General features: G+C 50.2%; 22 protein-coding genes, 1 tRNA gene and 2 pseudogenes. 5 read left to right on the forward strand and 20 right to left on the reverse strand.

What is annotated here, in order from left to right; all coding sequences use genetic code 11:
- Positions 1-11 precede the first annotated feature (11 nt).
- The 4 genes from FH968_RS17425 to prmB form a co-directional block, all read right to left on the reverse strand.
- A complete protein-coding gene (locus FH968_RS17425; protein WP_139881877.1) occupies positions 12-809 on the reverse strand; it encodes a sulfite exporter TauE/SafE family protein in 798 nt (265 codons plus the stop codon).
- Between the two features lie 11 nt (positions 810-820).
- On the reverse strand, positions 821-1,645 hold the full coding sequence (mepA, locus tag FH968_RS17430; protein ID WP_139881879.1) for a penicillin-insensitive murein endopeptidase: 825 nt from the start codon (positions 1,643-1,645) through the stop codon (positions 821-823).
- A gap of 4 nt (positions 1,646-1,649) precedes the next feature.
- A complete protein-coding gene (gene aroC / locus FH968_RS17435; protein ID WP_139881881.1) occupies positions 1,650-2,735 on the reverse strand; it encodes a chorismate synthase in 1,086 nt (361 codons plus the stop codon).
- 83 nt (positions 2,736-2,818) lie between these two features.
- A complete protein-coding gene (gene prmB / locus FH968_RS17440) occupies positions 2,819-3,751 on the reverse strand; it encodes a 50S ribosomal protein L3 N(5)-glutamine methyltransferase (protein WP_139881883.1) in 933 nt (310 codons plus the stop codon).
- A 50-nt stretch (positions 3,752-3,801) separates the two neighbouring features.
- Here prmB and FH968_RS23680 point away from each other — a divergent pair, with 50 nt between their 5' ends.
- Both FH968_RS23680 and smrB read left to right on the forward strand, forming a co-directional pair.
- Complete coding sequence (locus tag FH968_RS23680; RefSeq protein WP_189389187.1) at positions 3,802-3,948, forward strand: hypothetical protein; 147 nt, start codon at positions 3,802-3,804, stop codon at positions 3,946-3,948.
- Positions 3,920-4,471: an endonuclease SmrB gene (smrB, locus tag FH968_RS17445; RefSeq protein WP_139881885.1), complete on the forward strand. Its 552-nt coding sequence runs from the start codon at positions 3,920-3,922 to the stop codon at positions 4,469-4,471. Before FH968_RS23680 ends, smrB begins: the two co-directional genes overlap by 29 nt.
- Before the next feature lie 119 nt (positions 4,472-4,590).
- Here the strand turns inward: smrB and sixA are convergent, their stop codons facing one another.
- From sixA to FH968_RS17465, 4 genes are all read right to left on the reverse strand, one after another.
- A complete protein-coding gene (gene sixA / locus FH968_RS17450) occupies positions 4,591-5,079 on the reverse strand; it encodes a phosphohistidine phosphatase SixA (protein WP_139881887.1) in 489 nt (162 codons plus the stop codon).
- 222 nt (positions 5,080-5,301) lie between these two features.
- Positions 5,302-7,425: a fatty acid oxidation complex subunit alpha FadJ gene (fadJ, locus tag FH968_RS17455; RefSeq protein WP_139881889.1), complete on the reverse strand. Its 2,124-nt coding sequence runs from the start codon at positions 7,423-7,425 to the stop codon at positions 5,302-5,304.
- Positions 7,425-8,735: an acetyl-CoA C-acyltransferase FadI gene (fadI, locus tag FH968_RS17460; RefSeq protein ID WP_139881891.1), complete on the reverse strand. Its 1,311-nt coding sequence runs from the start codon at positions 8,733-8,735 to the stop codon at positions 7,425-7,427. The genes fadJ and fadI overlap by 1 nt, the downstream gene beginning before the upstream one ends.
- Before the next feature lie 220 nt (positions 8,736-8,955).
- Positions 8,956-9,240 (reverse strand): YfcZ/YiiS family protein, encoded by a 285-nt coding sequence (locus FH968_RS17465; RefSeq protein ID WP_120064032.1) that lies wholly within the window; start codon positions 9,238-9,240, stop codon positions 8,956-8,958.
- Positions 9,241-9,615: 375 nt separating this feature from the next.
- Here FH968_RS17465 and fadL point away from each other — a divergent pair, with 375 nt between their 5' ends.
- The gene (gene fadL / locus FH968_RS17470; RefSeq protein ID WP_189389190.1) at positions 9,616-10,944 is read left to right on the forward strand and encodes a long-chain fatty acid transporter FadL; all 1,329 of its coding nucleotides are present in this window, start codon (positions 9,616-9,618) and stop codon (positions 10,942-10,944) included.
- 67 nt (positions 10,945-11,011) lie between these two features.
- On the opposite strand, the gene mlaA is transcribed toward fadL, so the two are convergent.
- The 9 genes from mlaA to ccmA form a co-directional block, all read right to left on the reverse strand.
- A complete protein-coding gene (gene mlaA, locus FH968_RS17475; RefSeq protein ID WP_139881896.1) occupies positions 11,012-11,770 on the reverse strand; it encodes a phospholipid-binding lipoprotein MlaA in 759 nt (252 codons plus the stop codon).
- 13 nt (positions 11,771-11,783) lie between these two features.
- On the reverse strand, positions 11,784-12,866 hold the full coding sequence (locus FH968_RS17480) for a cytochrome c-type biogenesis protein CcmH (RefSeq protein ID WP_139881898.1): 1,083 nt from the start codon (positions 12,864-12,866) through the stop codon (positions 11,784-11,786).
- Positions 12,863-13,420, reverse strand: a complete 558-nt coding sequence (dsbE, locus tag FH968_RS17485) for a thiol:disulfide interchange protein DsbE (RefSeq protein ID WP_139881900.1) — start codon at positions 13,418-13,420, stop codon at positions 12,863-12,865. The genes FH968_RS17480 and dsbE overlap by 4 nt, the downstream gene beginning before the upstream one ends.
- Positions 13,417-15,369 (reverse strand): heme lyase CcmF/NrfE family subunit, encoded by a 1,953-nt coding sequence (locus tag FH968_RS17490; protein WP_139881902.1) that lies wholly within the window; start codon positions 15,367-15,369, stop codon positions 13,417-13,419. The genes dsbE and FH968_RS17490 overlap by 4 nt, the downstream gene beginning before the upstream one ends.
- On the reverse strand, positions 15,366-15,845 hold the full coding sequence (gene ccmE / locus FH968_RS17495; protein ID WP_139881905.1) for a cytochrome c maturation protein CcmE: 480 nt from the start codon (positions 15,843-15,845) through the stop codon (positions 15,366-15,368). The genes FH968_RS17490 and ccmE overlap by 4 nt, the downstream gene beginning before the upstream one ends.
- Positions 15,842-16,054 (reverse strand): heme exporter protein CcmD, encoded by a 213-nt coding sequence (gene ccmD, locus FH968_RS17500; RefSeq protein ID WP_139881907.1) that lies wholly within the window; start codon positions 16,052-16,054, stop codon positions 15,842-15,844. Before ccmD ends, ccmE begins: the two co-directional genes overlap by 4 nt.
- On the reverse strand, positions 16,051-16,788 hold the full coding sequence (locus FH968_RS17505; protein ID WP_139881909.1) for a heme ABC transporter permease: 738 nt from the start codon (positions 16,786-16,788) through the stop codon (positions 16,051-16,053). The genes ccmD and FH968_RS17505 overlap by 4 nt, the downstream gene beginning before the upstream one ends.
- Positions 16,789-16,903: 115 nt before the next feature.
- Entirely contained in the window at positions 16,904-17,563 is a 660-nt protein-coding gene (gene ccmB / locus FH968_RS17510; RefSeq protein ID WP_139881911.1) for a heme exporter protein CcmB, read from the reverse strand.
- Positions 17,560-18,168, reverse strand: coding sequence for a cytochrome c biogenesis heme-transporting ATPase CcmA (ccmA, locus tag FH968_RS17515; protein WP_139881913.1), 609 nt, complete (start codon positions 18,166-18,168; stop codon positions 17,560-17,562). The genes ccmB and ccmA overlap by 4 nt, the downstream gene beginning before the upstream one ends.
- Positions 18,169-18,373: 205 nt before the next feature.
- Between ccmA and FH968_RS17520 the strand changes: the two genes are divergently transcribed.
- Together FH968_RS17520 and FH968_RS17525 are read left to right on the forward strand one after the other, a co-directional pair.
- Complete coding sequence (locus tag FH968_RS17520) at positions 18,374-19,312, forward strand: formate/nitrite transporter family protein (RefSeq protein WP_139881916.1); 939 nt, start codon at positions 18,374-18,376, stop codon at positions 19,310-19,312.
- Between the two features lie 219 nt (positions 19,313-19,531).
- Positions 19,532-19,606: transfer RNA gene (locus tag FH968_RS17525), tRNA-Arg, on the forward strand.
- A gap of 318 nt (positions 19,607-19,924) precedes the next feature.
- Here FH968_RS17525 and FH968_RS17530 read toward each other — a convergent pair.
- The 3 genes and pseudogenes from FH968_RS17530 to FH968_RS17540 all read right to left on the reverse strand — a co-directional run.
- Positions 19,925-20,335, reverse strand: a pseudogene (locus tag FH968_RS17530) (nuclease); the annotation flags it as partial.
- 9 nt (positions 20,336-20,344) lie between these two features.
- A pseudogene (locus tag FH968_RS17535) lies at positions 20,345-20,578 on the reverse strand (hypothetical protein); the annotation flags it as partial.
- 150 nt (positions 20,579-20,728) lie between these two features.
- Positions 20,729-20,909: hypothetical protein (locus FH968_RS17540; RefSeq protein WP_139881918.1), on the reverse strand; the 181-nt coding region annotated here is incomplete at its 5' end.

Consider the following 20,909-nt stretch of genomic DNA (forward strand, 5'->3'; position numbering starts at 1 on the left):
CTGTTGTCATCTTAAGCTACCCCCAACCAATGGAGGATCTCCGGTCCGTGGCTATCAAATAAGAGTTTGGCACTCATCACCGCCGAAACAATCACAATCATCGGGCGGATTAGTTTTTGCCCTTTACTCAGCACAAGGCGCGATCCCATGCGAGCGCCTAAAAATTGCCCGGCCATCATCACAAAACCTGTTCCCCATATCACTTTCCCGCCAATGATAAACAACAACAAGCCACCCAGGTTGGACGTCGCGTTTAATACTTTGGCATGAGCAGTCGATTTGGCGAGGTTAAAGCCGCATAGCGTAACAAACGCCAGCGCGTAGAAAGAGCCAGCACCCGGCCCAAAGAAACCATCATAGAAACCGACACAACCACCAGCAATCAAAGCAAATGGCAGCCCGTATAAACGGCGCTGTCTGTCTTCTTCACCAAGCTTAGGCATCAGTAAAAAATAGAGGCCGATACCAATTACCAACACTGGTAAGATTTGTCGTAGCACGTCTGATTTCACATGCTGAACCAGCAATGCACCAGTTGTTGAGCCGATAAAGGTCATCAGAATATTGAGTTTCTGATCTTTCAGGCTTACCACTTTGCGGCGAATAAAATAAATTGAGGCCGAAACTGAGCCGCCACACGCCTGAAGTTTGTTAGTCGCCAACGCTTGAGCGGGTGACATACCGGTTGATAACAAAACGGGAATGGTTAACAAACCACCGCCACCCGCCAACGCATCAATAAACCCCGCTAGCAAAGCGACAAAAAACAGCGCCACCAGCATCAGGGGAGAAACCATAAACCATTCCATTAACTTATCCGTTAGAGAACGTGCTCATCCAGCAAAGCCTGACAAGAGGCCGGTATTGGGGGGGGTGTTTTCTTTTTCGGTGCGCGCTCACCAGGTGCTGGCGGCGCAAACCAGCTTTGCAATTCTGCTCCACAACCATCGCCAGGCGGTGGTAATGGTTGATCTTCACACTCAAGGCTATCGGCCGGGCAACGCAGGCGAACGTGCATATGTGCGCGATGTTGGAACCACGGACGAACTTTGCGTAACCAGTCACGATCAGCACCCGCATCTAGACAAAGCTGCTGTTTGATGGCTGGGTTGACGAAAATGCGCGTCACGTCGTTATCTTTTGCAGCCAGCTTTATCAGGCTGCTGATTTCTGGCTGCCATAACTGCGCCACCACATGCTTATTATCACTGGCGACTAAATCCAGCGCCTGTGGCTTGAGCAGTTGTGCTGGCGTCCAGCGGGCTTTAGGAAGCTGCAAAAAGATATCAACATCCAGACCGCTTTGGTGGCTGGCATGTCCTGAGCTAAAGCGCCCACCCGCAGCCATTCCCATATCACCAATCAGCAACGTACCCAGGCCAAGTTGCGCCGACTGGTTGCTTAAGCGTTGGATAAAACTTACTAGATCTGGATGCCCGAAATAGCGACGTTGGTCCTGACGCATCACCTGATAGCGAGGATCATTGAGCGGCAACTCGTGGGCACCAACGATACAACCGTTAGCGAAAGCACCAATAGATTGCGAGCTTCCCGCAATCGGATGACTAATTTTCTGCCACGGCGTGGCCGCAAAAGTAGCAGTACTGGCAAGCAATGCCAGCAGCCCCACGAGTGTTTTTTTCATCGCATTACCAGCGCGGTAGTGTGGTGGTCACGTCAGCGTTTTGAGCACGCTGACGCAGCATGTGGTCCATCAGTACAATTGCCAGCATTGCTTCGGCAATGGGTACAGCCCGAATACCGACGCAAGGGTCATGGCGGCCACGCGTTACCATCTCAACTTCTTCGCCTTCGCGGTTGATGGTACGGCCAGGAACCATAATGCTGGAAGTTGGCTTCAGCGCCATATTTGCCACAATCTGCTGGCCACTGCTGATTCCACCAAGAATGCCGCCCGCATGGTTGCTCTGGAAACCTTCTTTGGTGATTTCATCACGGTTCTGGCTACCACGCAGGTTAACCACACCGAAACCATCACCGATTTCCACGCCTTTCACCGCGTTGATGCTCATCAGCGCGTGGGCAATATCCGCATCTAAACGATCAAATACGGGCTCACCAAGGCCCGGTGGCACGTTATCCGCCACAACGGTAACTTTCGCACCAATAGAATCGCCGTCTTTTTTCAGTGCACGCATCAACTCATCGAGCGTTTCGATTTTGTCCGGATCCGGGCAGAAGAATGGGTTTTGTTCAACTTGATCCCAGTCTTTGATTTCAAGAGGGACATCGCCCATCTGCGTCAGGCAACCACGAATAATAATGCCGTATTTATGCGCCAGATATTTTTTAGCAATCGCACCTGCGGCAACGCGCATGGCAGTTTCACGTGCGGAAGAACGGCCACCGCCACGGTAATCGCGCAGGCCGTATTTTTGTTCATAGGTATAATCAGCGTGCCCTGGGCGGAAAACGTCTTTGATGGCACTGTAGTCTTGCGAGCGCTGATCAGTATTTTCGATTAGCAAACCAATGCTGGTTCCAGTGGTGAGACCTTCGAAGACACCGGAAAGGATCTTCACTTGATCGGGCTCACGACGTTGCGTGGTATAGCGGGAAGTACCCGGGCGGCGGCGGTCGAGATCGTGTTGTAAATCAGCTTCTGTCAGCGGAATGCCTGGCGGCACACCATCGACGATACAACCCAACGCCACACCGTGGGATTCACCAAAAGTCGTTACGCGAAATACTTGTCCAATTGAGTTTCCTGCCATCTTCTGTCACGGCTCCTTACCGTTGTCATTTTTCGTTGTGTTGTGAACAAAAGAAGACGGGCCGTAAGGCCCGCCTGCACAAATTAATCTTTGTAAATGCTGAAATGTTCACGCGCGTCAATTAACTGCGATTTAGTCAGCATAAACACACCGTCACCGCCGTTGTCGAACTCAAGCCAGGTGAACGGCACATCAGGATATTGCTCCATCAGATGTACCATGCTGTTCCCGACTTCACAAATCAGGATGCCGCCATCGGCGAGGTAATCCGGGGCACATGCCAGAATGCGGCGCGCCAGTTTCAGACCATCGCTACCGGCAGCTAAACCTAATTCTGGTTCAAAGCGGAACTCACCAGGCAGGTCGGACATATCTTCCGCATCCACATACGGTGGATTAGTCACGATAATGTCGTACTGCACTTTTGGCAGTTCGCGGAACAAGTCAGAGCAAATTGGCGTGACCTGGTTTTCCAGACCATGCTCGGCGATGTTTTGCTCGGCAACTGCCAGAGCATCAAGAGAAATATCAACCGCATCCACTTCTGCATTATGGAATTCATAAGCACAGGCAATGGCAATACAACCGCTACCGGTACACATATCAAGAATATGCTGCGGTTCATGGTCAAAAAGACCCGCGAAACGGTTGGTGATCAGTTCACCAATCGGAGAACGCGGCACCAGCACACGTTCATCCACATAAAATTCGTGGCCGCAGAACCAGGCTTTGTTGGTCAGGTAAGCGACTGGGATGCGTTCATTAACGCGGCGAATCACACGTTCAACGATACGATGGCGTTCGCTTGGGGTCAGACGCGCAGTGCGCATGTCTTCAGGAATATCCAACGGCAGATAGAGGCTTGGAAGCACTAACTGAACGGCTTCGTCCCACGGGTTATCGGTGCCGTGGCCATACCAGATGTTGGCGGCGCTGAATCGACTGACTGCCCAGCGCAGCATATCCTGAATGGTGTGCAGTTCATTTACTGCCTCATCGACGAAAATTTTATCCACGTTGCCCTCCGCAGGCCGTTCACGCTATTTCAATAATCGATTAGTTTGCCATGAAGGCCGCGACAAATCAGCATTCAATCACCGCCACAGACGGGAAAATTGCGTTTTATTTAGTGATGGATGGCAAAGCAGGTAAACTGGCGGCAAAACAGATGAGACGAGAAATAGATGAAAAAGAAGACTCCGCTCAGCGCTGATGATCAGAACCTTTTCCGTGATTTGATGAGCGGCACAAAAAAATTGGCTCAGGACACCATTGTTCATCGCCCGATGCGTAAGAAAATTCAGGCAGTTCCGGTGAAGCGGCTATTGCAGGAACAAGCTGATGCCAGCCATTATTTTTCTGACGAATTCCAACCGCGACTCGCAACGGAAGGCCCTACGCGTTATGTGCGTGAAGACGTCAGCCATTTTGAACTCAAGAAAATTCGCCGCGGTGATTATTCACCTGAATTATTTCTCGATTTGCATGGCCTGACACAGCTGCAAGCGAAACAGGAATTAGGTGCGCTGATCGCAGCCTGCCGTCGTGAACATGTATTTTGTGCCTGCGTCATGCATGGGCACGGCAAACATGTGTTGAAGCAGCAAACACCGCTGTGGTTAGCACAACATCCTCACGTAATGGCATTTCATCAAGCACCAAAAGAATATGGCGGTGATGCAGCTTTACTGGTGTTGATTGAAATCGAAGAGTGGCTTCCGCCGGAATTACCGTAATATCTGAGTTGCCTGATGCCCTCACCCCCAACTCTCTCCCACAAGGAGAGAGAAAATGCTCGGCCCCCACAAACAGTAAGAGCCGCATTTCGCGGCTCTTTTGTTCATGCTTACGGCTTTCAGATAGCTTTAGCGACTTTCAGATTGCACGGACTCATCTGCCAGTTGAACACGCCTTTCCCGGTTTCGGGATCCAGTGTGACATTAGCAATTGCCGAAGTACTGAACATCGGCGGTGTCTCTTCAGGGCAAAGTTCAGACACCAGGTAACCGACTAACGGCAGGTGAGAAATCACCAGCGCCGATTCGACCCCTTCATTAGCCAGGGCTTGCAAATAGCAGCCCACCAGACCCACATCACCGCACGGGGTTAATTCCGGCAGAATGTCTTCTTTACCTGGAAGAGGCAGTGATTCCCGCACAACATCCAGGGTTTGCTCGGCTCGCAGGTAAGGGCTCACCAGAACTCGTTCGATATCCACCATTTGGCCTTTCAACCAAGTCGCCATTACTCGGGATTCATCACAACCACACTGAGTAAGTGGACGTACCGAGTCGCTGGCAGCATCGAGTGCTGCGTCGCCGTGACGCATGATAAAAACTTGCATATTGCACCGCTTTTGTTAACCAGGAATGCTTGAATTCCCCTAAGACTTGAAAGGGGTAATTCAGCAGCCGGGCATTGTGCCTTATCCGTACATCGAATGAAACGCTGTTTTTTACCTCAATGGTGCAAGTATAGTCAATCACTGTTTACTAAATGACCGACCAGCATCCATTCACCGAGTCATAAACTCATGTTTCTTTGACTACAGTTTCATCTCCGGGGTTCACTTCCCCCAGAAATTTCGTTGCTCTTCCACCATTTGTAAAAGTCTGTCGCAGGGAGCAAAACGCTCTCCGTACTGACTCGCCAGGCGTTGCAATTGCGCGACAACTTCACCCGCTCCCCGTGAATCCATATAACGGAACGGACCACCAAGGAACGGTGGAAAACCAATACCGAACACGCCACCGATGTCACCATCACGAGCACTGCGAACAACACCTTCATCAAGACAGCGAGCTGCCTCATTGAGCATCATCATCACGCAGCGTTGTGCGATTTCATTTTCTGCCAGTTGCCCTTTTGGCGCAACGCCCAGCAGGGTATAGATTGCCGGGTCAACCTGCTTTTTGCTTCTACTCCCTTTGTTCGAATAAAGATAGAAACCTCGCCCATTTTTTCTACCTTTGCGATCGTCATTCAATATTGCTGCAATACTCTGCGGTGAAGCAAAACGATCGCCATAAGCATGCTGAAGTATAGGACTAATTTTAGTCCCCACATCGATTCCCACCTCATCCAAAAGTTGGATTGGACCGACAGGAAAACCAAACGCCACCAGCGCATTATCAATTTTATCGACAGGTTCCCCTTCCACCAGGCAACGCATCGCTTCGTTAACGTAAGGAGCCAGAATACGGTTGACGTAGAACCCGGCACTGTCACCGACCACAATCGGTGTTTTGCCCTGTTTTTTAGCCAGGGCAACAGTTGTGGAAATAGTTTCCGCACTGGTACCCTCATGCGGGATAACTTCGACCAACGGCATTTTATCTACTGGGCTAAAGTAGTGCAGGCCAATAACCTGCTCTGGTCGTGCGGCGTTTGCTGCAATATCAGCAATCGGCAACGACGAGGTGTTAGAAGCAAAAATCGTATGCAGTGCTGCGTTTTGTTCAATTTCTGCAACCATTTTTTGCTTGAGTGCGAGATCTTCAAAAACTGCTTCCACAACGATGTCACGACTATGAAAACCATGGTAATCAGTGCCACCGGAAATACGTGCCATTTCGCGCTGGCGTTCGGCGGCTTTCATATGCCGACGACGCACTTTTTTATCCAGCAAATCCCAGCTGTATTTCAGCGCATGATTAATACCGTCGTTATTAATATCTTTGATTCGTACAGGCAATTTTCCTTTCGTGGCGGTAACAAACGCAATTCCTCCGCCCATTAATCCACCGCCCAGAATACCTACCGCGCTTATCGGGCGAGGTTGTGCATCTGCGCCATTTTCTTTTTTAAGCTCGGTACTGGCAAAAAATAACCCGCGCAAAGCCGCTGATTCCGGAGTCATCACCAACTCGCCAAACGCTTTCGCTTCTGCCTCGTAACCGCTAAAGCTCCCCTGCCCCACGCCAATCTTGATAACGTCAATAATGCGCTGTGTGGCGGGATAATTACCGTGAGTTTTTTGCTCGGTTTTCTTGCTAACAATACTGAACAATAATGTACGGCCCAGCGGCCCTGCCAGAACGCGTTCACGAACAGGTAAAGCACGGCCTCTCGGGCGACCTTTTGTTACCTGTTCAACGGCTGCGGCCAGCAAAATAGACTGCGGTACAACTTCGTCTACCAGACCCAGTTTTAGAGCCTGTCGTGGTCGTAACTGCTTACCTGTCAGAATCATATCAAGTGCATTGCTGACACCTATCAAACGTGGCAAACGTTGCGTTCCACCTGAACCTGGCAGCAATCCAAGCTGCACCTCAGGCAAACCTAGCTTTGTTTTTTCATCGTCTGTACAAATGCGCGAATGACAGGCAAGAGCCAGTTCCAGCCCACCGCCAAGACAAGCACCGTGGATAGCCGCAATAACTGGAATCGGTAATGCCGCAATTTCTGCCATAATTTGTTGGCCCTGATGCGCCAGTGCTTGCGCCTCTTGCGCCGTCTGGCAATGAGCAATCATATTAATGTCTGCGCCAGCAACAAAGTTGTCTGGTTTACCTGAGATAAATATCAACCCTTGCAGCGCCGTGTTATCACGTACCTGTTTGACGATGTTGTGCACTTCGGGGCCGAAAGAGGCTTTCAGCGTATTCATCTTTTCGCCCGGCACATCAATGGTCACCACCGCGATATTGTCGAGACGGATATGTAAGTTGAAAGCAGAAGTCTGTTCCATTATTCGGCCTCCAGAACCATTGCGGCACCCAATCCACCAGCAGCACAGGCGGTAACTAATCCAAATCCGCCGCCACGGCGGCGCAATTCATGCAACGTTTGCGTGATCATTCGCGCACCGGTTGCGGCAAACGGATGTCCATAGGCAATCGAGCCGCCTAATACGTTAAATTTCGCATCGTCCACTTCACCAGTGGCATGGGCGCGACCTAAAACATCGCGCGCAAAACGCTCACTGGCAAGCATTTTGAGGTTTGCCAGTGTTTGTGCAGCAAATGCTTCGTGCATATCGATGAGAGTAAGGTCATTTAATGTGATACCCGCTCTTTCGAGCGCCAACGGTGTTGCCCAGGCGGGCCCAAGCAGCATGTCTTTCCAGACATCCACCGCGGTAAAAGCATAACTGCGCAGATAGCCCAGAGGTTTCAAGCCCAACTCTTTGGCGCGAGATTCCGTCATCAGAATCACCGCGGCGGCACCATCGGTTAACGGAGTGCTGTTTGCAGCAGTTACCGTGCCGTGTTTACGATCAAACGCTGGACGCAGTTTGGCGTAATCCGCAATCGACGAATTTTGTCGAACGTTGTTATCTTCGCTGAAAGGTTGGCGATACGGAGGAATAAAGGCGGTCATCACCTCCTCGGCCAACTTACCTTCCTTCCAGGCAATTGCCGCTTTAGTGTGGGAACGATGAGCCAACGCATCTTGTTGCTCACGCGTAATACCATGGGTTTTCGCCATTTGTTCAGCAGTGTCACCCATACGTAAACCTGTGGAATATTCAGCTACCGCGGGTGGTACCGGCAATAAATCACGGGGACGCAAACGTGCAAACAGTTTTAGCCGCTGGCCGAGTGTACGAGCTTTGTTCACATCAACTAACGTGCGCCCCAGTTTCTTACTGACACCAATTGGCAAAACGGATGAAGAGTCTGCACCACCAGCGATACCGGCTCGAATGGTACCGGCCATTAGGCTTTCGGCAACGTTTGCCACCGCCTGAAAACTGGTCGCACAGGCTCGACTAACGCTATAGGCGTCGGTATGTACACTCATACCCGTACCGAGGACGATTTCACGGGCAATATTTGGGGCTTCAGGCATCTGGACAACCTGGCCAAAAACCAGTTGTTCGATAATTTCAGGGGGAATTTCGCTGCGGGCCAGCAGCTCGCTGACCACCATGTTGCCGAGATCAACAGCAGGTATGCCATGAAATGCCGTAGCCTGACGGGCAAACGGTGTGCGTAAACCACTGACAATGGCAATGCGGTCACCCTGACGGGTCACCAGCGGAAGTGCCTGACTCATAACGCTCCCCTGTTCCACCCAACGTCTGAAACTACAACGCTATAACTGTAACTTCATATTTTTGGGTATAAAAATTGTAAACGACCAATAGTGGTCTGACCTGATCACAGTTTTAACCAAAAAGTTACAATCAGCCAACTAGGGGACTAAAAAATTGGGAGGGGGAACACGCTTTGAGGAGAGATAAATGACGCTCTCAGAGTGAGAGCGTCGATAGAAATTAACGCAGGCCCAGCTGGAAGATCATAGTTTCAGCCTGGCAACTGAAGGTAAAGTCGATATCCAGACGCACACCGTCAGCTTCTTCGGTATAACGTGGGACAATTTGGCAAGGCTCGGACTCTGCAGCACGCGCTTTTTCGCTCAATGCAGCCAGGGTTTCGTCCGCTTCTGCTTTGGTAGCAAATACGCGGCTATAAGTCGCTGTGCAGTCGGTGTTATCAATAATGGAACCGACATCAATACAGCAGCAAACCGGGGTTTCATCAGCAGTGTTTTTACTCATTTTATGATTTCCTCTGTATTTCGCATTGAATAGGATTAAACAATTCCTGTCTATTTTACGCCCCATGTTGAAGCGACTCCAGCCGTTAATCTTGCCAAAAACCGCAAGTGACCCAAATCACACTTAAAAATGATCTAAAACAAGATTCACCCATTTTGGACTATGACCACAACAGCGATTTTGCCAGGCAGATCTCGTTTCTACGATCAATTTTGAAAAATATTAGATACAAACTTGCAACATCCCATCTGGTCAGACCTATACTCTCGCCACTGGTCTGCTTTCTCTGTAACAGATCAGCCCCTACTATTCGCGCTCCTGTTACGGTATGTAACATTGTTTGTATAAAAATAAATCTATTATGAGGTTTTGGTCATGAGCCAGAAAAACCTGTTTACAAAGTCAGCCCTAGCGGTTGCAGTGGCAATTGTCTCATCGCAGGCGTACTCGGCCGGCTTTCAATTAAACGAGTTCTCTTCCTCAGGCCTAGGCCGAGCTTATTCTGGGGAAGGTGCCGTCGCAGATAATGCGGGCTCCGCAAGCCGTAACCCTGCAACCATCATGATGTTTGATCGCCCAATGTTCTCTGGTGGTGCTGTCTTCGTTGATCCAGGTGTTAATATTTCTGGTACTTCTCCTTCAGGCCGTAGCACCGACGCTGATAACATCGCGCCGACTGCATGGGTTCCTAATCTGCACTTTGTTGCTCCTATTAACGAACAATTTGGCTGGGGTGCATCTGTTACCTCTAATTACGGTTTGGCAACAGAGTTCAATAACGATTACACCGCGGGTTCTATGGGCGGTAAAACCGACCTGACCACAATGAATCTGAACTTGAGCGGCGCATACCGTTTAAACAACAACTGGAGCTTCGGTCTTGGCTTTGATGCGGTTTACGCTAAAGCGAAAATCGAGCGTTATGCCGGCGATTTACCAGTATTGATCGCGGGTAACCCATCATCGCCACTGACCCCAGCACAACGCCGTGCTATTGGTTCTATACCTGGCGATACTCAAATCGCGCACCTGAAAGGTGACGAGTGGGGCTTTGGCTGGAACGCCGGTATTCTTTATGAAATCGATAAAGACAACCGTTATGGCTTCACCTATCGTTCTGAAGTAAAAGTCGACTTCGATGGCGACTATAAAAGCAGCCTGCCATCCGCCTATAACCCGCTGCTGTCTAACTTCGGTTTGCCGGCTGGCACCAACGGACAAACCGTTCCAGGCTCTCTGACTCTGAACCTGCCAGAAATGTGGGAATTGTCCGGCTATAACAAAATTGCGCCACAATGGGCAATTCACTACAGCATGACGTACACCAGCTGGAGCCAGTTCCAGGAGCTGAAAGCAACGGGCACCAACGGCCAGACGCTGTTCTATAAAGATGAGAGCTTCAAAGATGCGTACCGTATTGCTGTAGGTACCACTTACTTTATGGATAAGAACTGGACCTTCCGTACCGGTATCGCATTTGACGACAGCCCAGTTCCAGCAAACAACCGTTCTATCTCCATTCCGGATCAGGACCGTTTCTGGATCAGTGCTGGTACGACTTACGCGTTTAACGAAGATGCGTCTGTCGACCTGGGTATTTCCTACATGCACGGTCAGCACGTAGAGATCAAAGAAGGCCCGTATACCTTCCAGTCTGAAGGCAAAGCCTGGCTGTATGGCATGAACTTTAACTACGCATTCTGATAGTTAGCAGATACAAAAAAGGCGAAACCTAAGTTTCGCCTTTTTTTATGTCTTGCGCACAGCGCACTTACTGCGAGTCGATATCTTTCAGCTCGTCCTGAATAACCGCGGCGTTCGGATTAACCTGCGGAGAAAGTTTACCGCCGTTGGCAATAAAATCATGACGCTGGAAGTAGGCTTCACGCACCAGGATGTACGGATCGGATGATTGTTTCAGTAAACCATCAGAATCCAGCAATTGTGCACGCGTTTCGATACCTTCAACCGTCCATTTACCGAGAGACATCGGCCAGGTCAGCCAGGAGAGCAGAGGATAAAGTGTATCCGCGTAGTCGCCACCTTCATCACGCAATGTGAAGCTACCGTAGAACGGCAATTGCACATAAGGGCCATAACCTACGCCATAATGCCCCAGCGTAGAACCAAAGCGGTGCGGTTCTTCACGCTGTAGTTTCGTGTTCGCCATGCCAGCCACGTCGATAAAACCGCCCATACCCAGCAAGGTATTTAGGAAAAAGCGCGTAAAGTGCACCATTCCCTGGTAGGGGTCACCTTGTACAAAGAAGTTCACCATCGTGGCGGGTTCTTCAAGGTTGCTGGTGAAATTGCTGATCCCATTTCGTGCCGGTTGCGGCACATAATCACGCCAAGCCACTGCCACCGGGCGCACAATATACGGATCCAACACATTAAAGTTGAAGTTGTACATTGTCCGGTTGAACCCTTCAAGTGGGTCCGAACGCCCCTGCGGCTGTGTATCGGCCGAACTCGCACACCCGACTAAAACAGTAGTCGCCAGTGCCAGTCCGGTCAGGCGGAAATTCATACGTCTCTCCCTGTTATTGTTGCTCTACGCTCTCAGGTTTGGTGTTGTCCATACCGGCTTGGGCTTCTTTCGCCTGTTCAATGCTTCTTTGCACAACAGGCCGACGTTGGTCATTTGCCGGTAAGACTTGCAACATGATTTGCCAGGCACCAATCGCTTCGCGGTATTGTTGTTGTTCAAATGCATTAAATGCCAGCAGGCTTAATACGCGAACGTTTGTATGATCCGTTTTGAATAGCTCTCGCAGCAGATTCCCACCCAGTTGGTTATCTTGCGGATCGCCACTACGGGTCAATACTTCAGCATAGCCCAGCTTTACATTACTGTTAGTGGGCGACAGTTTATATGCATGAGCGAAGGCCTGTGTAGCGGTACTTGCGTTATTGAGCACCATACCAATTCGCCCGAGCATCATCCACCCCTCAATATTGTCAGGCTCATGCTGCAAACGGGTGCGTAAACCCAGGCCAAGATTTGCCATTTCAGCCATATTCAGGGGTTTTGCTTGTGGATCTAAGGCGCGTTGCAACAATTGCGGCGTCTCATTTGAGACTTCCTGCCAGGCTCGTACCTGTTTTATGTTCGACGTTTTCAGATAAACACCCACGCTTACCACAATCAAAATCACCGCACCTGGCGCAAAAAACCAGAAATTTGCTTTATTCGCCGCGAGTTGATGTTCTTCGTTTTCAGGTTCGTCACTAAAATGTACACGCCGCTTGCGACTGCGCATTACAATTACGCCCGCCCCTCCGAGAATAAACAGCACCGGCAGAACCCATAAGACGATAGTAGCAGGCGTCAACGGCGGCTCATAAGTCACGAAATTACCGTAACGCTCGACCATATAGTCGATAATCTGCTGCCTGGTTTTCCCCTGCTGCTGCAATTCATAAACTTTCAGGCGCATGTCAGAAGCAATCATCGCGTTGGAATCGGCAATACTGTTGTTCTGGCATTTTGGGCAACGCAATTGTTCAGTTAGTTGACGGAATTGCTGCTCCTGCGCTTCGTCTTTGAATTGAAAGGTATCTATTGCCGCCAGGACATTAAACGAAAACAGGAATGCGACGATCATTAGCCATCCGCGTTTCATGCGCCTGCCTCCTTATTGTATTTATCCCATAACGGTTTCAGCTCTTGCTGCCAGACGCGATCATTAAGATCTCCCGCATGGCGATAGCGAATGATCCCTTTACCATCGATAAGGAACGTTTCAGGTGCACCGTAAACGCCCAGATCCAGCCCCAACATGCCGTTACCGTCAAACAGGCTCAACGCGTAAGGATTGCCTAATTCATTCAACCAATTAATGGCTTTGCGGCGATCGTCTTTATAATTCATGCCAACCACACGAACGCCCTGCGCTTTCAACCCGTTCAGATACTGATGTTCTGCACGACAAGTCGGGCACCATGTTGCCCACACATTGAGCAGCAACGGTTTGCCATCTGTCAGAACAGCCTGGTCATAAATTTTGCCTGGGTTTTCCAGCGACTCAAGACGAAACACCGGCACCGACTTCCCGACTAATGCCGATTCAAGATTGGTTGGGTCATCGCCCTGTGCATTACGTGCCAGTTGCCACAACAGCATCGCGGCCAGTAATAAGAACAGAACTAGCGGGATAAATAATACTTTGCGATTCATGCAACCTCCGGCGTGTTTTTACGCAGGCGATAACGCGGGTCAAATAAACAAAACAGACCGCCGAGCGTCATTAATATCCCACCCGTCCAAATCCAGCGTACGAAAGGTTTGTAATAGAGGCGAACCGCCCAACTTCCGTCATCTAATTCTTCGCCTAGCGCCGCGTAAAGGTCGCGTGTCACGCCGCCATCAATGGCCGCTTCGGTCATCATGGCGCGATTGCTGTTGTAGAAGCGCTTCTCAGCATGCAGCGTGGCTTCGGGTTTGCCATTGCGCGTGACATCGATAATCCCTACTCCGCCACGGTAGTTAGGGCCAACCAGCTCATGAACATCGCGGAAGACAAAGTGATACTGATGAATGTCGATGCTATCGCCTGCTTTCATGCGCACATCGCGCTCGATGCTGTAGTTCTGACTAAACGCAATGCCCACAACTGTAACCGCAAGCCCCAGATGCCCGAACACCATACCCCAATGGCTGCGAGGCAGTTTCCATAACCCTTTAAGCACCCCATAGCGATGAGTGGAGCGTTCATACACTTCCATTAACGTCAGGACAAACACCCAGACCGCCATCAGCAAACCGACCACTGTCATCGCTTCGACGCGGTCTTGCATCAACCATGGCAAAATTAGGGAAAGTGCGACGGTTATCGTCACCGCAATCGCCAGTCTCTTAACTAACTTTTGCGGCTCATCACGACGCCAGCGCACCAGGGGGCCGATGCCAAGTAGCAGCGCAAATGGCGCCATTAGCGCAGTAAACATGGTATTAAAGAACGGTTCGCCGATAGAAATGCTGCCCAGCCCAAGCTGCTTATGCACCAGCGGAAGTAACGTTCCCAGCAATACCACCAACATGGCGGCAATCAACAGCACATTATTGCCGAGCAAAAATGATTCCCGGGACCACAAACTGTTCCCCACACGCGAACGGACTTTGCTGCCCTTCACCGCATACAACAGCAGCGAACCGCCAATCACAATCACCAGGAAAGCGAGGATAAACATGCCGCGAGCCGGATCGGATGCAAATGAATGCACCGAAACCAACACGCCGGATCGCACCAGGAAAGTCCCCAGCAAACACAGCGAGAATGCGGTAATCGCCAGCAGCACCGTCCAGGCTTTAAAGCTGCCGCGCTTTTCAGTCACCGAAAGCGAGTGAATGAGTGCGGTTCCCGCAAGCCACGGCATAAACGAGGCGTTTTCTACCGGATCCCAGAACCACCAACCGCCCCAGCCTAATTCGTAATAAGCCCAGGCCGAACCGAGCACGATACCAATGGTTAAAAATGACCATGCGGCTAATGTCCATGGACGCGTCCAACGCGCCCAGGCAGAGTCAAGTTTTCCGGCCATCAACGCAGCGATAGAAAAGGCAAATGCCACAGAGAACCCGACATAACCCATGTACAACAACGGCGGATGGAAAATCAGGCCGATGTCTTGCAACAGGGGATTCAGATCACGCCCTTCTATCGGGAAATCGGGCAGTGTGCGGGTAAAGGGATTTGAGGTGAAAATGATAAACAGCAGGAAGCCGAAGTTAATCATCCCCATAACGGCAAGGACGCGTGCCACCGCATCTTGCGGCATACTGCGGCTAAACAACGCCACGGCAAAAGTCCAGGCACTGAGCAGTAGCACCCATAACAGCAATGAGCCTTCGTGTGCGCCCCAGGTTGCTGCAACGCGATACCAAACAGGCAACTCGCTGTTTGAGTTATTGGCGACGTACAGCACCGTAAAATCATTAACCACAAACGCGTTAACCAGCACTAAGAAACAAGCGCACAGCGTGATAAACAAAGCCCATGCCAGAGGACGTGCAGAAGCCATCAATCGCGAATCGCTGCGCTTCACGCCCCATAACGGATAAACACTGAGTAACAATGACCAGCCGAGTGCCAGACAAAGCAAAAAACTGCCAATTTCTGGCATCATGAGGCGTTATCCTTGTAGGCCTGTGGTGCACGTTGGTGATTTTTATCCATCGCTTCTTTTATTTCCGGTGGCGTGTAATTTTCATCATGTTTCGCCAGCACTTCTTTCGCTTCGATTTTGTTTCCGGATTCGAATACGCCTTGTGCAACCACGCCTTGCCCTTCACGGAAAAGGTCCGGCAGAATACCAACGTAGCTGACGTCAATCACACCGCTGGCATCATAAAGCCTGAACGTCACTTTCAGAGTTTGGTTATCGCGCTTCACACTGCCCGGCTGAACCATGCCACCGACACGCAAACGCTGCCCTGGTTCCGGCAATTGGTGGCTTTCACCTTTGCCATACAGGATTTCGCTCGGTGTATAGAACAGGTCAATATTGCTGCGTAACGCGTACAACACCAGCGTGATAGTCAGCCCTAATCCCACCAGCACCGACAACGCAAGATACAGCCGGTTTTTACGACGAATATTCATTCAGTTCCCTCTGCTTGTTGCGCCGCCTGAATGCGTTTTTCCCGCGCCTGCTGGCGCATCACTGCATTTAAAATAGTGCGGCGTTGCATACGGGTATGCATCACCAACACCAGCAGTGGGACAAAAGTCAACGCGACCGCCAGCCAAACGTAAAAAGCGTAGCCACCCATGGCAAAAAAATCAGCCCAGTTTAAAAATGCACTGTTCATGCGTTTCTCCCTTTTTTCGCCAACTCCATCACCCAAGGGCGACGCTGCTCCTGAAGCAAAATGAGATTACGCAAACGCATTAATGTCAGCGTGGCAAACAGCATCAGAAAACCGAAGATAGTCAGCCGTAACGGAGTTCGCATCGTAGGGTCAATACTTTGCTGCATATTGGTGGAACCCTGGTGCAGCGTGTTCCACCATTCCACAGAGAAGTGGATAATCGGTAAGTTCACCACGCCCACCAGCACCAGAATACCTGCTGCACGTCCGGCCAGGCGGCGATCGTCAAAGGCGTTATAAAGGGCAATCACACCGATATAGAGGAACAACAACACCAGTTCGGAAGTGAGCCGTGCATCCCACACCCACCAGGTTCCCCACATCGGTTTACCCCAGGCAGAACCTGTGACCAGCGCGATAAAAGTAAACACTGCGCCCACAGGAGCCATCGCCGCCACTGCGAGGTCAGACATTTTCATTTGCCACACCAGGCCAATAAATGCCGCCACCGCCATCGAGCCATAAATCCCCATCGACCAGATAGCTGCCGGAACATGAAGATACATAATGCGATAGCTCTGGCCTTGCTGATAATCGGCAGGCGCAAAACCAAAACCCCAGACACAACCGACAACCAACAACGCGGTGCTGATGAGTGCAAACCACGGCACACATTGCCCGCATAACTGGTAAAGCCGCTCGGGTTTAGCAAGCTGATGTAATGCTTTCCACATAATTATTTGCTCACAAAAAAATAACTATGGTGGAGTTCGCCAACGCTAATCCACCCTACAAAAACATTATTAAGTCGGATTTGCGGTAAGCGACATCCGACATTCTTATTTATTGTTATTGCACGCTAACGCGCAGTGCCGCTGCCGTGGCAAACGGGCTTAATGTAGCGCTTGCCGCAAGCATCGCGCCAAGAATGGCCAGATAGCCATCAACCGGAAGATGCATAGATGCGGCGTCCATCGCTGCGGTAGCAAAGATTAGCAGCGGAATGGTTAACGGCAAGACAAGCAAACTCAATAGCACGCCATTTCGCCGTAATCCTACTGTTAGCCCCACACCCGGAGCGCCCAGGAAACTCAACGTTGGCGTTCCCAGCAATAGCGTTAGTGCCATCACCTGCCAGGCGTAAAAATCTAGCCCCAGCAACAAAGCGGCGAGCGGTGAGAGGATGAGTAGTGGCAATCCAGTTACCACCCAGTGAGCGGTCACTTTCGCTAAGACCACCATCGGAAGAGGGATCGGCAATAGCATAAGCTGTTCAAGTGACCCATCCTGAAAATCATCTCGAAACAGTCTGTCCATCGCCAGTAACGATGCCAACAGTGCTGCCACCCAAATTACCCCCGGCGCAATACGCGCCAGCAATTGAGGTTCCGGACCAATACCTAAAGGAAACAGCGTGATAACAATCAGAAAGAACCATAACGGATTGGCGATTTCCGCACCTTTGCGAAACACTACTCGCAATTCATGGAGGAAAATTCGGCGCATCATGTCCGTTTCTCCTGCAAATGAATCTGGCGCACATTCTCGACATTAAGCGGCTGATGTGTGGTCAGAATGACCATCCCACCGTTTTTAGTATGGCGCTGTAGCTGTTGAGTGAGTTTATCCACGCCTGCCACATCAATGGCCGTAAAAGGTTCATCCAGGATCCAGAGTTTATGTGAACTTAACCACAAACGGGCGAGTGCCACACGGCGTTGCTGACCAGCTGAAAGTTGGTTGACCGGAACATCTTCAAAGCCGAGTAAACCGACCTCAGTAAGTGCTTGCCAACGTAGGGATTGCGCACCATTCGCGTGATAAAAACTGAGATTTTCAAATGCAGTAAGAACGGTTTTGATACCAGGTTGATGCCCCAGCCACAGCAAATCCTGATTGTATTGATAACGTATGCGGCTTAATCCTTCGTTTTGCCACTTAACTTCGCCTTCATCTGGTTGTGCCAGGCCCGCCAAAATACGTAATAACGATGTTTTCCCTGCTCCATTTTTCCCGGCGATTTGCACCATTTCACCTGAGCTCACGCTAAACGACAACTCGCTAAATAACATGCGGTCATCACGCACGCAGGTCAGGTTAATCGCATCAAGCATTTGAGGAGTCACTCCTTGTCTCGGGAAGCAAAATCATAACACATCAACGGGCTTGCTCCAGACGGACAGCCGTATCTGCGGTACTCCAAAAGAGGTAATCCACGCACATAAGATCAAAATTAAGGTGAATTGGCCTGCCGACCAGGGACGAGAGCTAAAAACCGCTACGCTTAAAGGTACAGCTAACTCGCGAGCGACCTGAAGAATGGATGAATTAAAAGAAGATAAAATCGACAAATCCACCGATGAAATAGAAGTCGAAAGCGATGAGAAAGACCACGGTGAAAAAATAGAAGTCGACGAAGAGCATCTACCGTCACGAGCAATGGCTATCCACGAACATATCCGTCAGGACGGTGAAAAGGAGCTGGAACGTGACGCAATGGCATTGCTGTGGTCAGCCATTGCCGCGGGTTTATCAATGGGCGCATCTCTGCTGGCCAAAGGCGTATTTCACGTCAATCTGGAGGGGGTGCCCGGCAGTTTTTTACTGGAAAACCTCGGCTACACCTTCGGCTTTATCATCGTCATTATGGCTCGTCAGCAACTATTTACCGAGAACACCGTTACCGCAGTTTTGCCTGTCATGCATAAACCTTCCGGGGTAAATTTCCTGCTCTTGATGCGCTTATGGGGTGTGGTTCTGCTCGGTAACATTATCGGTACGGGTCTTGCGGCATGGGCTTTTGAATATATGCCGATATTTGATGAAAAGACGCGAGACGCATTCGTTTCCATCGGTATGGATGTCATGCACAACACGCCGGGTGAGATGTTCGCCAACGCCATTATTTCCGGTTGGATAATCGCCACCATGGTGTGGATGTTCCCGGCAGCGGGAGCTGCAAAAATTGTGGTGATCATCATCATGACTTGGCTAGTCGCATTAGGTGATTTAACTCATATCGTGGTCGGCTCCGTTGAAATCCTCTACCTGGTATTTAACGGCACCATCCACTGGAGCGAATTCTTCTGGCCATTCGCCCTGCCGACATTGGCAGGCAACATTTGCGGAGGCACTTTTATCTTCGCGCTGATAAGCCACGCGCAAATCCGTAATGATATGAGCAACAAGAAAAAAGCCGAGGAAAGAGCCAAAGCGAAACACAAACAGGAAGTTGAGGACGGCAAAGACAAAAAGTAGACACAACACACATAAAGCTGGTTACGTTTCAAGCGATCAACCCGCTTGCCCCTTAACGTCGCCCCAAAAGCGGGTATACTACTGCGCGAATTACCCTAAATAATTTGAGTTTTGGCCAGGCGGCCAGGGAGTAAAGCTTCAGGAGCTTACTAAAGTAAGTAACTGGAGTTTGTGAATGCAGCCAACACCACCACAACTTGAAGTATGACGGGTAATAAGGTCCTCTTAGTTAAATGGATATAACAAGCCCCTCCTAAGGGCTAGTTGCAGGTTCGATTCCTGCAGGGGACACCATTGAACTCATATTCCAGCCGCTTTCACCCCCCACAAAACCCTCAGTGCTCCGAGGTAATAGCACAGAATACAATCATGAAATGCAATAACCTCCTGTGCACTAATCCACTTCATCGTTCAGTCATTACCTTGATGGTTCTGTCATGCCGCTGCATGATGAAATCAAACTCATCAGGGATGCTTTATGACCTTCATTTGAAGTGCGAGCTGTATCCAGCAATCAGACATTCGAAGCATGATTGAAGGGCATGCGAGTCGGAGCCGTCGGCTTACAGACGGTGTTTGATTACCGAAGAAACCGACTTCATTTACCGATTCTTGTTCGCTGCGAGTAAGCGACTCTTCTTCCATTTCGGTGTTGAAACGATGTTTAAACGCGTCACCCAGATTGCCGCCCCTGGAGAATTTTTCATACTTCTGCGACAGACGATCGGCGGTTAAATCATCCACCCACGAAGCGTAATCCAGCACCTGTGCCACCACTTCACGCGGCGTGCGGTCGCGTTTAAACTCAATCAAAATCAGCGAGGCATCAGACGCGAATGCCAGCAGGTCGATACGCCCTTTATCAAGCGTATTTTCCTGATGCCCGATGATCATCCACTGGTCCGAGAGGATGATGGGATCGTTTAAGATCATCTTCTCCAGCAACTGTTCGCTGGCGATTTTGCTGATAGTTTGCGGCTGCGGATTTTCCCCAACCCGCCAGATAGCATGATGAACCGGCAGCCTCTACGGTTTTTTAATCGCCTGTAGCTGGTAGTAACGAGGGGATTTACCAGAACTGTCGTCGTGATAATCCTGGCTAATTATTGGCAATTGCTCGGCGCTAAAACCTTTCCAGGTGCAGTATTTATCCCACCGCTGTTTCGGTGTCGGAAAATCGTTGAGTGCTATTTCTGATTCAAGCTGTGCGGAATTCGTTTTGTCGTGGAAGATAAAACCATCGCCATTAGAGGCAAAGACAAGGGGACAAAAGTACCTCAATGAAGACCACCGTGGCCTTATCGAGTAAATCCTTCAGCTGGATATAAAACGAATTGTTCAGCTCTCAGATTTAGAGGAAATACCAGCAGTATTCCCCCTAAAAAACCTAACCATAAGGATCTTCCAGGGACCCCGTCAGTCTGGCATGACGAACACACTGCCCTTGTCATCACGTTTCAACAGTGACCAGTAAGCACGGTGTTTCTTACCGAATTTATCCTCAAAGGCGGGCATCTTCTGGCCTTCTCGGGTCTGGATATAGTCCGTTGTACCGTTAACAATGGCAGCCCATTGCCCGGCGTGGGGAGCGATTTCA

The sequence above is a fragment of the Buttiauxella sp. B2 genome (assembly GCF_006376615.1).
Lineage (GTDB): Bacteria > Pseudomonadota > Gammaproteobacteria > Enterobacterales > Enterobacteriaceae > Buttiauxella.